This window comes from Mycobacterium sp. DHQP2018-32-09, assembly GCF_058148405.1.
In genome coordinates this window covers 36,238-48,048 of record NZ_JBYVYK010000008.1, presented here as the reverse complement: position 1 = coordinate 48,048, position 11,811 = coordinate 36,238, and the positions used below count along the sequence as shown (strand labels likewise).

14 protein-coding genes are annotated in these 11,811 nt (G+C 63.4%); 8 read left to right on the top strand and 6 right to left on the bottom strand.

Features of this window, described 5'->3' with window-relative positions:
* Positions 1 to 2: 2 nt before the first annotated feature.
* On the bottom strand, positions 3 to 596 hold the full coding sequence (locus AC30CM_RS06025; protein ID WP_490115923.1) for a TetR/AcrR family transcriptional regulator: 594 nt from the start codon (positions 594 to 596) through the stop codon (positions 3 to 5).
* Between the two features lie 68 nt (positions 597 to 664).
* Between AC30CM_RS06025 and AC30CM_RS06020 the strand changes: the two genes are divergently transcribed.
* The 5 genes from AC30CM_RS06020 to AC30CM_RS06000 all read left to right on the top strand — a co-directional run bounded on the left by AC30CM_RS06020 (position 665) and on the right by AC30CM_RS06000 (position 4,640).
* Positions 665 to 1,429: an enoyl-CoA hydratase/isomerase family protein gene (locus AC30CM_RS06020; RefSeq protein ID WP_490115922.1), complete on the top strand. Its 765-nt coding sequence runs from the start codon at positions 665 to 667 to the stop codon at positions 1,427 to 1,429.
* Positions 1,426 to 2,556: a zinc-binding dehydrogenase gene (locus AC30CM_RS06015; RefSeq protein WP_490115921.1), complete on the top strand. Its 1,131-nt coding sequence runs from the start codon at positions 1,426 to 1,428 to the stop codon at positions 2,554 to 2,556. Before AC30CM_RS06020 ends, AC30CM_RS06015 begins: the two co-directional genes overlap by 4 nt.
* Before the next feature lie 4 nt (positions 2,557 to 2,560).
* Positions 2,561 to 3,010 carry an acyl-CoA thioesterase gene (locus AC30CM_RS06010; protein WP_490115920.1) on the top strand — a complete coding sequence of 150 codons (450 nt, stop codon included), beginning with the start codon at positions 2,561 to 2,563 and terminating at the stop codon, positions 3,008 to 3,010.
* Positions 3,011 to 3,261: 251 nt separating this feature from the next.
* The gene (locus AC30CM_RS06005) at positions 3,262 to 3,678 is read left to right on the top strand and encodes a cupin domain-containing protein (protein ID WP_490115919.1); all 417 of its coding nucleotides are present in this window, start codon (positions 3,262 to 3,264) and stop codon (positions 3,676 to 3,678) included.
* 131 nt (positions 3,679 to 3,809) lie between these two features.
* The gene (locus AC30CM_RS06000; protein WP_490115918.1) at positions 3,810 to 4,640 is read left to right on the top strand and encodes an oxidoreductase; all 831 of its coding nucleotides are present in this window, start codon (positions 3,810 to 3,812) and stop codon (positions 4,638 to 4,640) included.
* Between the two features lie 91 nt (positions 4,641 to 4,731).
* Here AC30CM_RS06000 and AC30CM_RS05995 read toward each other — a convergent pair whose 3' ends face one another.
* The 3 genes from AC30CM_RS05995 to AC30CM_RS05985 form a co-directional block, all read right to left on the bottom strand.
* Complete coding sequence (locus tag AC30CM_RS05995) at positions 4,732 to 5,739, bottom strand: LLM class flavin-dependent oxidoreductase (protein ID WP_490115917.1); 1,008 nt, start codon at positions 5,737 to 5,739, stop codon at positions 4,732 to 4,734.
* An 88-nt stretch (positions 5,740 to 5,827) separates the two neighbouring features.
* Entirely contained in the window at positions 5,828 to 6,487 is a 660-nt protein-coding gene (locus AC30CM_RS05990) for a sigma-70 family RNA polymerase sigma factor (protein ID WP_490115916.1), read from the bottom strand.
* Positions 6,488 to 6,531: 44 nt separating this feature from the next.
* Complete coding sequence (locus tag AC30CM_RS05985) at positions 6,532 to 7,476, bottom strand: NAD-dependent epimerase/dehydratase family protein (RefSeq protein ID WP_490115915.1); 945 nt, start codon at positions 7,474 to 7,476, stop codon at positions 6,532 to 6,534.
* Between the two features lie 200 nt (positions 7,477 to 7,676).
* On the opposite strand from AC30CM_RS05985, the gene sigJ reads away from it, so the two are divergent.
* The 3 genes from sigJ to AC30CM_RS05970 all read left to right on the top strand — a co-directional run bounded on the left by sigJ (position 7,677) and on the right by AC30CM_RS05970 (position 9,704).
* On the top strand, positions 7,677 to 8,645 hold the full coding sequence (gene sigJ, locus AC30CM_RS05980) for an RNA polymerase sigma factor SigJ (protein WP_490116005.1): 969 nt from the start codon (positions 7,677 to 7,679) through the stop codon (positions 8,643 to 8,645).
* 95 nt (positions 8,646 to 8,740) lie between these two features.
* Positions 8,741 to 9,169 carry a cupin domain-containing protein gene (locus AC30CM_RS05975; RefSeq protein ID WP_490115914.1) on the top strand — a complete coding sequence of 143 codons (429 nt, stop codon included), beginning with the start codon at positions 8,741 to 8,743 and terminating at the stop codon, positions 9,167 to 9,169.
* Between the two features lie 226 nt (positions 9,170 to 9,395).
* Positions 9,396 to 9,704: a metal-sensitive transcriptional regulator gene (locus AC30CM_RS05970; protein ID WP_490115913.1), complete on the top strand. Its 309-nt coding sequence runs from the start codon at positions 9,396 to 9,398 to the stop codon at positions 9,702 to 9,704.
* 336 nt (positions 9,705 to 10,040) lie between these two features.
* Here AC30CM_RS05970 and AC30CM_RS05965 read toward each other — a convergent pair whose 3' ends face one another.
* Together AC30CM_RS05965 and AC30CM_RS05960 are read right to left on the bottom strand one after the other, a co-directional pair.
* Positions 10,041 to 10,880, bottom strand: coding sequence for a helix-turn-helix transcriptional regulator (locus AC30CM_RS05965; protein ID WP_490115912.1), 840 nt, complete (start codon positions 10,878 to 10,880; stop codon positions 10,041 to 10,043).
* Positions 10,881 to 10,921: 41 nt separating this feature from the next.
* Entirely contained in the window at positions 10,922 to 11,797 is an 876-nt protein-coding gene (locus AC30CM_RS05960) for an oxidoreductase (protein WP_490115911.1), read from the bottom strand.
* Between the last annotated feature and the right edge of the window lie 14 nt (positions 11,798 to 11,811).

Here is an 11,811-nt window from a genome sequence, read left to right as displayed (position 1 = left end):
CCTCACGCGGTCAGGCTACCTCGCAACACGAGGTCAACGATTGCTTCGTCCCAGCCGTCGTCGGTGGTGTTTCCGACCAGATAGGCCGAGTAGAACGCACCGGTCAACAGTTCGCTGATCAACACCGGGTCCACCCGTGAGTCGACCTCCCCCAGAGCCTGCGCGCGGCCCACAATGCGTTCAATCCCCTGCCGGCGCGGGATGGCGATCACCTTCCGCCACACTGCCAGGAACTCGGGGTGCCGTGTCTCTTCTGAGAGCAGTACGCCGATCATGCCCATGTCCGCCATCGCCTCGTAAGTCCGCCGTACGTCACGCAACTCGGCAATCAAGTCCTCGCGCAGCCGACCGGTCGGCTCGGGACGGCGCCGGTGAGAATGCGACAGGGCGGCCGCCACCAGCTCAGCCTTGTTGGCCCACCGCCGATAGATCGCTGGCTTGGACACACCGCTGCGTTCAGCGACCCCGCTCATGGACATGTTCTGGTAGCCAAGCTCACCCAACAGCTCCAGGGTTGCCGTCAGAATTGCGGCGTCATCGTGGAGCCGGGGCCGACCCCGAGCCGGTACGGCGGAGTTGCGTGCCGATGAGCCCATCTCGCCTCCCCTCACTGTCAGCGCTACACCCCCATGCTAAACAGCCCGAGAGAAAGTTCTACAGCTCGATGAGTTCCGTTCAGATACGAACAGTCGCGGCCACCGCGGTCATCACAATGGTCAACGAGGGCAAACTCAACGCCTTCGATCCGCCAATGTTGCGCCGACTCGCTGAGGCGATCCGCGAGGTGGACGCCCGCGACGATGTGCGTGCCATCATTCTCACTGGCGCCGGGGAAGCATTTTGCGCCGGTGGCGATGTCAGCACCATGGGCGCAACTCCGGACGCGGTGCAAAACGCCCGCTACCTCACAGAACTCATCCACTCCGTGCCCCGCGCCCTGCGCTCAGCGCGCACCACGACCATCGCCATGATCAACGGGGTCGCCGTCGGCGCAGGCCTAGACATCGCACTGGCCTGCGATCTCCGCACCTGTTGTGATACAGCACATTTGGCCGAGGGCTACATCAATGCAGGTCTCGCTGCCGGTGACGGCGGCGCCTGGCTGCTGCCCCGCCTCGTCGGCGCAGGCCGCGCCTTAGAGCTGCTGCTGACCGGGCGAAAGATTCTCCCATCCGAAGCGCTGTCGATGGGGTTGGTCAACGCGGTCTTCTCAGTGGAGACCCTGCTTGATGAGACCTTAGCGTTGGCCGCACGGGTCGGCGCCAAACCGGCAGAGGCAACCGCCAGCATGAAACGGCTGGTTCAGCTCAGCGCCGAGGTACCGTTCGAGATGGCATTAGAACTGGCCGCCGCCCACGTCGCGATCCTGCAGACCGGGCCCGAGCACCGTGATGCGGTCTCTGCACTCCGCAACCGGAGCCAACGATGAGAGTGCATGGCGCGGTGCTTGCCGGAGTCTGCGACGACAGGCCCTACCAAGTCAGCCGACCGTTGGCGCTGACGGAACTGCTGCTGGAGGAGCCGCACGCCGAGGAACTTCTGGTGAAGATCACCGCTGCCGGGCTGTGCCATTCGGACCTTTCGGTCATCAACGGCGACCGCGCACGCCCCGTGCCCATGCTGCTTGGCCATGAGGCCGCAGCCACAGTGGTGGCAACCGGGGCGGAGATCACCGACGTGCACGTCGGCGATCATGTCACCCTGGTATACGTGCCCGCCTGCGGGCAGTGCGGGTTCTGCCGCTCAGCGCAACCAGCGATGTGTGAGCGCGGCGCTGCAGCAAACAGCAACGGCGAATTGCTCAGCGGCGGCCGCCGAATCAGCTTCCCTGATGGCCGGCCTGTCCACCATCACCTGGGCGTCTCAGCGTTCGCAGACCATGCCGTCGTGCACCGATCCTCAGCCGTGGTTGTCGACCGCGACATCCCGCCGGCAGTTGCAGCACTGCTGGGGTGCGCCATGGCAACCGGCTACGGCGCGATTGCACGCACTGCCGGGGTGCACGCCGGGGGGTCTGTCGGTGTGTTCGGCCTGGGCGGTGTGGGCCTGGCTGCGGTCATGTCGGCCCGGGCACTGGGCGCCGACCCGATCATCGCCGTGGACCCGGTGGCCCAGAAGCGCCGGCTCGCCATCGAACTCGGCGCCAACCAGGCGGTCGCACCGCAGGACGCGGCTTCGGCCTTCGCCGCCCTGCCCACCGGCGGTGCGCAGTGGACTGTGGAGGCAGTGGGGTCTGCTGAGGTTCTGGCCGCGGCGTTCACCGCGGCCGGGCGCGGCGGCACCACCGTTGCGGCGGGCCTTGCGCACCCCTCGGCACAGTTGCGTGTGCCAGCCTTGCCCATCGTGGCCGAAGCCCGGACACTGCGCGGGTCGTACATGGGCTCCACCAACCCACAGGTCGACATCCCTGCGATGGCCCGGCTGTGGCGCGACGGCAAGCTACCGGTGGAACGCCTGATCACCGGCCAGTTGACCTTCGATGACATCAACCGCGGCATGGAATCGCTGGCTGCTGGCGAGGCTGTTCGCCAGATCCTCTACCCCACAGGTGGTTGAAGACATGGTGCAGCCTGCAGCACCGGCCGACTTCCCGGTGGTCCGCACCTTGCAGACCCGGTGGTCGGACAACGACACCAACGGCCACATGAACAACGCAGTGTTCTACGAACTGTTCGACACTCTGATAAACAGCTGGTTAGCCGAGTACCCTCCCTGCTCCTCCCGCGAAGACGAAGCGGCCCCCGCGCTGCCGGTCGTCGCCGAACAACACTGCCGATTCGTCGCTGAACTGGCATTCCCAGGTGAGGTTCTCGGTGCTCTACGCGTGCAGCGCATCGGACATAACAGCGTCACCTATGAGGTCGCGTTGTTCAACGCACCGCGCGACGGTAGGTCTCCGATCCTCAGCGCCACCTGTACGTGGGTGCACGTCTACCTCGATTCCACGGCCCGTCGCCCCACTCCGATTCCCTTGCACCTGAGAACCTTGCTGCAGTCGATCGGGCCGTGACTCCGACCCCGGCGACCGGCGGCACCACCGCATGCGCACGCAGGGCGACCCCGACCGCAGATCGTTCGCTCGGCACACCACCACCCCCGACCGCCAGAAAAGCATCTGCCTTCCCTCCAACCTGCTGGCGATCGGCGCTGGCGCCAGTCGGCGCACGTCGCACCCACAGCGAACCGGCGTCCACCGAGACCTCACAGAACTGACACCTGTCTCGTCAGTACGGAGATCCATCTGTTCAAGGAGGCTTGCCTATGTCACCCACTCCCCCACGCCCCATCGGGGGTCCGCAGAACCCGGACCGACTCGTCGTTGTCCAGGACGTCGCCGCACCGGACATACCTCCGGGCGCCGATGTCATGACGGTCGTCATCTCTTATCCACCAGGTGATTCGGGGGCGAAACCCCACAAACATTCCGGACCGTGTTTCGGCTTCGTTCTCGAAGGCGAGATGGTCTTCGAACTCGAAGGCTCGCCACCACGAGTGATCAAGGCAGGAGAAGCGTTCTGGGAGCCCGGTGGAGACATCATCCACTATCAGGACGGCAACAACCGCGAGGACGCCTGGGTGCGATTTGTGGTGACGATGGTCTGTATCAGCGGGCAGCCGATGCTGACCTACGTCGAAGACGACGAGCTCATGGCCCGGGCGCCCAGACGCAGAGCCTAGTCAACGATGTCCGCCCGTCGGCCAAGAACCGACCCAGGCCCTGCCGGCCACTCAGGAAGCGCGAGCAGACAGCAGGCCCGGCATCTGTTTCACACCATCAACGATGACTCCCCGACTCGAAAGGTATCTGAATGAAAACGTGGTTGATCACCGGAGCTGGACGCGGCTTCGGCTTGTCCGTGGCACAAGAGGCGTTGCAGCGAGGTGACCGCGTTATCGCCACCGCGCGCACGCCCGAAGCAATCGATGCGCACCTCGGTCCGCATGACCGGCTACGCACCGTCGCGTTGGATGTCACCGACTCTGCCGCGATTCCCGCAGCGATACACACCGCTCAGGAAGCTTTCGGAACAATCGACGTGCTGCTCAACAATGCGGGTTACGGCATCGTTGGCGCGGTCGAGGAAGTCGACGATGAGGCAGCCCGACGGGTGTTTGACGTCAACGTATTCGGCCTGCTCGCCGTGACACGTGCAGTCCTGCCCATCATGCGCGCGCAACGGTCAGGTCATCTCATCCACCTCAGCTCGGTGGCCGGGTTCACCGGAGCACCCCGCTGGGGTGTCTATGCAGCGACCAAACATGCTGTGGAGGCGCTCAATGAATCGCTGCGCGCCGAGCTCGCGCCGTTGGGTATCTGGTCGACGGCCATCGAGCCAGGCACGTTCCGGACGGACTTTCTGGATCAAAGCAGCCTGTCGTCTGCCGGCGCCGTGATCGGCGACTACGAGACGACCGCAGCGGCCACTCGGCGGTGGGCTGTTGAGTCAAATCACGGTCAAGTGGGAGATCCGGGAAAGGCCGCCAAAGTCATTGTCGACATTGCGCACCTGCAGGCTCCGCCGGCTCGGCTCGCGCTCGGATCAGACTGCTACGCCCGTTTCGAGAAGAAGTTCGCCACCCTGGGCGCCGATCTGGCGGAATGGCGCTCGATCACGTTGTCCACGGACCACCAGGAATAGCCCCGCGCTGCGGCATCTGGCGGAACCTCCCCGGGGGGCGTTCACGTGGTTCTGCCGGATGCCGCGAGGCGGGGAGTCTGGAGGAGGTGGTTCAGCCAGCCGCGGCGGCCAACTGGCGATTCACCTCGGGAATGACGTTGTGGGCGAAGTACTCGAGCCTGGCAGTTGATTGAGTCACTTCCTCGCCCGGCATTACCGTCCAGGTCTTGACTTGATTGATCTGTGGATAACGCTGCGCAATGGCCACGATCTCCCGCACCGCAGCAGACGCGTCCCACAGGGAGTAGAGCCCACGATCGAGGATCTCTTGAGGCGATGTGAACAATTCGGCGTCGGGCCCCAGCGAACCTTGCTCGATGTAGTCATTGATCTGGTAGAGGATGCGCTCACCGACGCGATGCCATTCTCGTTCGGGATCTTCAGCTACCAGAGCCCATTTCACGAGTGTCACACGTCCTGCGGCGGCGTCCTTGCCGAGATCGGTCAGAGCTTTAATGTACATCGGCACGTGCTCGTCGAAGGTGGCCAGGAATCCGTCGGCCAGTCGGGCTGCACGGGCGATGGAGGCCGGTGTGGTGCCCCCCATCATGATCTTCAGTGGTGTCTCGGGCACGGGGGCGACGCGTATCCCGTGATATCGATGACGCTTTCCGTCAACGTTGAGTGTCGTCCCGGCACTGGCGGCACGCAGTACCGCGACGCCTTCTTCCATCAGGCTCGGCCTGTGCCTGATGTTCTGTCCGAAGGCCTCGAATTCTTCTGTGCGGAATCCCCCGCCTATGCCGAGGTCGAACCGTCCGGCTGTCAGTAATGACAGTGTGGCGGCGTCTTCGGCGACGCGGATCGGATTGTGCAATGGGAGTACCAACAGGTTGGTGCCCACACGCATCCGTTGGGTCTTCATCCCGAATGCCGTTGCCCAGGCCAGTGGGGAACTCGTGTAGCCGTCGGGGCGGAAGTGATGTTCACTGATCCAGGCTTGGTGGTAGCCCAGATGTTCAGCGATGTGGATCTGTTCGAGGACTTCGGCATAGAACTGCTGGTAGGAACGTTTGGCGTTCGCGGGATTGCGTAGGTCGTAGTAGAGCCCGAAGTTCATTACCTGTCTCCATTCGGCGGCGGGTGGCGATCATCGACGCGGACTGTTGTCCGCCCAATTGCACACGCGGGGGCGGTGTTTGGCGGCTCTACTCGGTGGCCGCGCGAGGGTCGAGGTGGGGATACCCCTGCAGATAGCAGCGGCCGGCGGCTGTATCGCGAAGTGATTTGCGCAGCGCAGCTCGGCCGCGGTGCAATCGCGACATCACGGTACCCAACGGAATTCCCGTGATTGACGCAATTTCCTTGTAGCGGAACCCTTCGACATCTGCGAGAAAAACAACGGTGCGGAACGTTTCGGGTAAACCTCGAAGCGCTGCTGTCACTTCGGCGTCGGGCAGAGCCTCCAGAACCTCGACCTCTGCAGGCTGGGCAGCCGTTGTGCGGTGTTGATCCTGATGTGCAAGCTGTGCGTCGGTGATGCGGTCGGTCAACACTTCGTCAGGCCGCCTCTGACGAGCCCGGTACTGATTGATCCAGGTGTTGGTCTGGATGCGAAACAGCCACGCTTTGAGGTTGGTGCCTTGGCGGAAGGTGTCGAAGCCGGCGAAGGCTTTGAGCATGGTTTCCTGCACGAGGTCTTCTGCGTCTGCGTTGTTGCGTGTCAGTCCACGCGCCGCCCGATAGAGCCCGTCGACCATCGGCAGTGCATCTCGGATGAAACGCGCGCTGCGCTCGTCGTTGTCGTTCGATGGGTGCCCTGCGGGGTCACGGTGTTCGGCTCCGGTGTCCGGGCATGTGATGGTCATCGTCACCTCCTCTGGTGGCATGGACGTGGTATTGCCCCGAAGGGTCAGAGATCAGCATTGAAGACCGCCAGGTGATCCGGACGCTTTGGTTCCCAACCCAACTCGCGCTGCGCCTTGTCGTTGGACACCCCGACTTGAATGAAGCCGAAGGTCAGTGCCGCATAAGGGGCGTAGTGCTTCATCAACCAGCGCGGCACCGGCAGTGGGCGGGGGCGGTGGGCGATGGTCGCGAGGTCGTTCATGTATTGCCGGTAGTGGACCGGTTGGTCGTCGACGATGTTGTAGCGCTGGCCCCCTTGGCCGCACTCAATCGCCGCGACGGTCGCCGAAGCAGCGTCATCGACGTCCACCCATGACATGAGCGCACCGCCGGTAGGCACAGGCACTGCCCACCGTTTCACCCCGTCAACCATCGCTTCCCAGTGAGGAACTCCCGCTCCGTGCAGGAGGCCGTAACGCAGCACGATGCCGTGAGTTTGTGAGCGTTGCGACGAGGACAACACCAGATCCTCCATGCTGCGCAGATCGTTGAGGAACGGGCGTCCTTCCTGGCCCAGTGGAGGCGGCCCCGGGTTCGGGTCCTCCTCGGTGAGACGGCGCTTGCCGAACCGGCCGTACCCGTAGGCGAAGATCATCGATTCGGCGACGAAGATCTGCACCGCGGCTGCCTGGGCAGCGGGCAACAAGGAGTAATTGACTGCGGCCCACAGTTTTTGAGTGGGCTCGAAATCCTGCGCGCGACGGGGTAGGCCTGGCGGCAAAGTCATGAGCAAGGAGACCACGGCGTCGGGAGCCAGGCGGCGCATTAGGTCTTCCATCAGTGCACCGTCAGCGACGTCACCAACCACCGCCTCAGCGCCGGCGGCGGCGATCAGCGAGGCTTTGTCCTCAGATCGGGTGAGGCCGATAACCTCGTGACCGGCTTCGATACAGGTACGGATGACTGGGAGGCCGAGCACACTCGAGGCGCCGGCGATGAAGATCTTCAAGGGCGTTCCTTTCCCGTTGGTGTGGCGAGCCGTGGGAGCAGAGATGCCGACCGGGTTCGCCGTCGCATCTGTGACGAGCGCGCGTGCGGCGACGTGAGGCGGTCACATCTCGACGTGCACAGTTCGTGACACATGTCACGAATGAGTGCGTCCTGGTGCTGGGAACGTCACACAATGAGGCGTTGATTCGTCAGAGAGATATGACCGGACCGAGGAACGAGCCCATTACACCCAGACGCGAGGTCGGGGATGCGGCGGCTCGCGGGAGCAACGCCGCCTCCACCGACGTTGACGCTCTGGATGTATCCGCAGACCGTGGCTTGTTGATCAATGTTGCCTACCGAATGCTCGGCTCGATCGCCGACGCCGAGGATGTGGTGCAAGAGACGTTCACCCGCTGGTATTCACTGACACCAGCAGCCAGGGCTGAGGTCGTCACCCCATCGGCGTGGTGCGTGCGGGTGGCGACCCGGATCTGTATCGACCTGCTGAAGTCGTCCCGTCGCCGCCGCGAGGCCTACGTGGGACCCTGGCTACCCGAACCGCTGCCCCACAACGCGCCGGTGGGCGCCCGTGCCGCCGCTGACCCTGCCGACCGCATCACCCTCGACGAGTCGGTGACGATGGCCGTGCTGACCGTCTTGGAGGCAATGACGCCTGCGGAGCGGGTGTCGTTCGTCCTGCACGATGTCTTTCAGTACCCGTTCGCTGAGATTAGCGAGATAGTGGGACGCTCAACCGAGGCGTGCCGCCAACTGGCCAGCTCTGCGCGACGTCGGTTGAAAAGCGAGCGCGGTGAGGTCACCGACGCCCGCCGGCATGCTCAGGCGGTGAGCGGCTTCAAGACCGCTTTGGAGCGTGGCGACGTCGGCGGGCTCATCGAATTGCTGGATCCCGACGTTCATGTCGTCAATGACGGGGGTGGGCGGGTACGTGCGGCGTTGCGCGAGGTGGTGGGAGCAGAGAAGGTTGTTCGGTTCCTTACCGGCGTTGTTCGGCGCGAGCCCGAGATGGAGATCCGTCCGGAAGAGGTCAACGGACAGACGGGCTTGGTGATCCGCCTTCACGGCACGACGCTGGCGGTGGTGTCCGTCGACGTGGTTGACGGACTCATCACCCGACTGTGGATGGTGCTCAACCCAGACAAATTGCGCTTCTGGCAGACCTGAACAGCAGTCCCACAACGCTTTCGCCCAGACCACTCAACGATGCACCTTACCGGCCGAACTCTGCACCCGCGCTGAACCTGGAGGTCAGTACAGCCATGAACAACATGCCCAAGCCCGGGTGGGAGCGGACGATCGTCGACCGCCTGACAGTAATTCAGGACGTCCACCAGCCCACCATTCCTCCCGGCGCTCACGTCACCACAATGGTGATCTCGCTTGCTCCTGGCGATCCAGGTCTACCCCCACACCGCCACCCTGGACCCACCTTTGGGTACGTACTGGAAGGGGAGATGGACTTCGAAATCGAGGGACAGTCGCCCCGCATCATCTGTGCGGGTGAGGCGTTTTGGGAACCCGGCGGTAACGTCATTCACCACCGAGGCGCCAACCATCGCACTGACGCCTGGCTGCACTTCTTGGTGACGACCATGTTTGCACCGGAGGACCTGTCCAACCCGACACGCATCGCCGACCAATCGGAACGAACGACGCACGAGCATCTAGGCGACTCTGGTGGGCCCTGACCGACGCGGTGACTGACGGCGCGCCTGCTGGATACCAGCCGCCATCCCTGCCGACGATCGCCTCAAGAGGCACACCCAAAGCGGTCCCGATGTGGCACTGTGCAGATAACGCGCCAGTTGGTCGCTCAAGCGCGCGCGCCGCGAAGACCTCCGAGCGTCAGGGCCAGCCGCGCCCTTGGATAGTCTCTGTATTTTACTTGCTGCCAATAGGTTTGGAAGGGCTGTGATGCGCGAGGGCACGAACAGTGGCGCGACCCGGGGCTATGCTCGGGCCAAAGATGACTACCACAAACGTCTGCGCCGTATCGAGGGTCAGGTCCGTGGCATCGCAAGAATGATCGATCAAGACGACTACTGCATTGACGTTCTGACCCAGGTCAGTGCGGTCGACAAAGCTCTACGATCCGTCGCCCTCGCTCTGCTCGATGAGCATCTCGCTCACTGCGTCGGCCAGGCTGTCACACAGGGCAGTGGCGAAGCTGGTGAGAAGCTCGCGGAGGCTTCCGCTGCCATTGCGCGATTAGTGCGCAGCTAGCCCAGCCATGCCTCGCGTCCCGGGTCCACCGAGAGGTCACGACGTCGTTGACCACGTGGCCATCGGGTGGAATACCGTCACCCTCGCGTCGGCCTCGCCCGACTGCGCACGCCATTGTGTACGGCCGCACTGGGTTAGTCCATTGGGCCGGAGCCTCAGCGGTGAGACATCCGATCGTCGGTGTGGACGCTCGGGAACCGCGGACCACACCCTGCTTGTAACCCTCGCGGTAGGCGTTTCCGATCGACTCCACTTGAGTCGATAGTTGCCTACCTTGGGGTGGAGCGACCCTTAAGTCCACTGTCCGCCAACCTGGTTGCTCGAGGCGGCGGACGCTTAGAAGCGGTCGCGACCCAGTACGGTGAGTAGCCGCAGCTTCTCGTAGTCGGCGCTGCCGGGGCTGGCCGTGAAGATCAGTAGTGACTGACCTTGTTCGATGTCGGTAAGAAGTTGGCAGTGCACCTCCAACATCCCCACATGCGGATTGACCAGCCGCTTATGCTGTCCGTAGCGACCACTTACCTCATGGGCAGCCCAGAGACGTTCGAATTCCTCACTGCAGCTGCGTAATGCGGTAACGATCTCCGAGGCGCGGGACCCAGGGTCTCCGCGGCTGTACACCCCGCGCAGAATGGCGGTAAAGGTCCGGCTCTGCTGTTCGTGATCTTCGGTGGGATACAGGACGCGCGCCTGGGCCGAGGTGAACCATCGATAGATGGCACTGCGTTCCAGCCCGCGAAACTGCGTTTCATCCCCGAGGAGCGCGACTGCAGGATCGGTTTGGATCAGCGTTTCGCCGAGTTCGGTGACTACCTGCGCAGGAGTGTCTTTGAGGCAGTCGAGGGCTCGCATCAGCCCTGGTGTGATGTGATCAGTGAAGACATCGCGCGGTGGTGGGCTATGACCAACCAGACGAAAGAGGTGGTCGCGCTCGTCGAGGGTGAGCCGGAGTCCCCTCGCTATTGCTGCTGTCATCGCCGGCGATGGGCGCGGACCCCGCTGTTGTTCGAGCCGTTCGTAATAGTCGGTAGACATTCCGCACAATTCGGCGACGTCTTGGCGGCGCAGACCACGGGTGCGTCGCCGTTCCCGGGGCGATAGTCCGACGTCTTCGGGCTGCAGCGCTTCGCGGCGTCGGCGCAGGAAGGCTGCAAGCTCTACGCGGTAGTTCAGCATGATTGTCGGCACGAGTGGGGTGCGGCTGGTGTGAGGATCACTCAGCTACCCACGCCAAGGTGTGTACCAGTCAACTGTTCCGAGGCCCGCCACAGGTCTTGGGCCAGTTTCATGTCGAGAGCCTTCTTGCCGGGCCGGCCGATCTTCGGATAGCCCTTTATCCCCAGTAATCCGCCGGGCCCCACGTAGCTGCCGCCGGGGATGTCCTGCGTTGCCGCATAGAGTGTAGGCAGCGCGCCCCGTTCGGCGTCGTTGAGAAGGAACCGAAAGCGGTTCACGCTGCCAGCGAACCCGCCTGCGTGCGCAGCCAGCGACGTTGTTGCAATTCCGGGGTGTGCGGCAATCGAGCGCAGACGGCTACCGGAGGCGTCGAAGTAGCGCTGCAACTCAATGGTGAACAGTAGGTCCGCCAGCTTCGAGTCGCAATAGGCGCCGAGCTCGTCGTAGTCGCGCGTGTACCAGTTGAGGTCCGTGACGTCGAGTTTTGCGATGCGATGCAACTGCGATGTCAGCGATATCACCCGATCTGTCAGGTACGGCAGGAGGAGGCTTGTCAACGCGAACGGTCCCAGGTAGTTCGTCGCAATCTGGATCTCGAGGCCGTCGGGGGTTCGCGACAAGGGCACCTGCATGATGCCGGCGTTATTGATGAGGACGTCGAGGTCGCCGGTCCAGTGTTCTGCGAACTTACGCACCGATTCGAGGCTGGAAAGGTCAAGTTCGCGGATCTCTACAGACCCTTGCATCGATGACAACATCTCGCGCGCCTTGCTTACATTGCGCACAGCAGCAATGACACGGGCTCCGACGCCAGCGAGTTCCCGTGCCGCTATCAGCCCGATGCCCGATGAGGCGCCGGTGATGACAACAGTCCGCCCAGTCAGGTCAGGCAGATCAGCGGCAGTCCATCTTCTCATTCTGATTCCTTTGC

Coding starts and splice junctions, on each gene's coding strand:
- AC30CM_RS06015 (WP_490115921.1), top strand. CDS start 1,426: ATGAGAGTGCATGGCGCGGTGCTTGCCGGAGTCTGCGACGACAGGCCC.
- AC30CM_RS06025 (WP_490115923.1), bottom strand. CDS start 596: ATGGGCTCATCGGCACGCAACTCCGCCGTACCGGCTCGGGGTCGGCCC.
- AC30CM_RS05990 (WP_490115916.1), bottom strand. CDS start 6,487: ATGACCATCACATGCCCGGACACCGGAGCCGAACACCGTGACCCCGCA.
- AC30CM_RS05995 (WP_490115917.1), bottom strand. CDS start 5,739: ATGAACTTCGGGCTCTACTACGACCTACGCAATCCCGCGAACGCCAAA.
- AC30CM_RS06000 (WP_490115918.1), top strand. CDS start 3,810: ATGAAAACGTGGTTGATCACCGGAGCTGGACGCGGCTTCGGCTTGTCC.
- AC30CM_RS05975 (WP_490115914.1), top strand. CDS start 8,741: ATGAACAACATGCCCAAGCCCGGGTGGGAGCGGACGATCGTCGACCGC.
- AC30CM_RS06005 (WP_490115919.1), top strand. CDS start 3,262: ATGTCACCCACTCCCCCACGCCCCATCGGGGGTCCGCAGAACCCGGAC.
- sigJ (WP_490116005.1), top strand. CDS start 7,677: ATGACCGGACCGAGGAACGAGCCCATTACACCCAGACGCGAGGTCGGG.
- AC30CM_RS06010 (WP_490115920.1), top strand. CDS start 2,561: ATGGTGCAGCCTGCAGCACCGGCCGACTTCCCGGTGGTCCGCACCTTG.
- AC30CM_RS05960 (WP_490115911.1), bottom strand. CDS start 11,797: ATGAGAAGATGGACTGCCGCTGATCTGCCTGACCTGACTGGGCGGACT.
- AC30CM_RS06020 (WP_490115922.1), top strand. CDS start 665: ATGAGTTCCGTTCAGATACGAACAGTCGCGGCCACCGCGGTCATCACA.
- AC30CM_RS05965 (WP_490115912.1), bottom strand. CDS start 10,880: ATGCTGAACTACCGCGTAGAGCTTGCAGCCTTCCTGCGCCGACGCCGC.
- AC30CM_RS05970 (WP_490115913.1), top strand. CDS start 9,396: ATGCGCGAGGGCACGAACAGTGGCGCGACCCGGGGCTATGCTCGGGCC.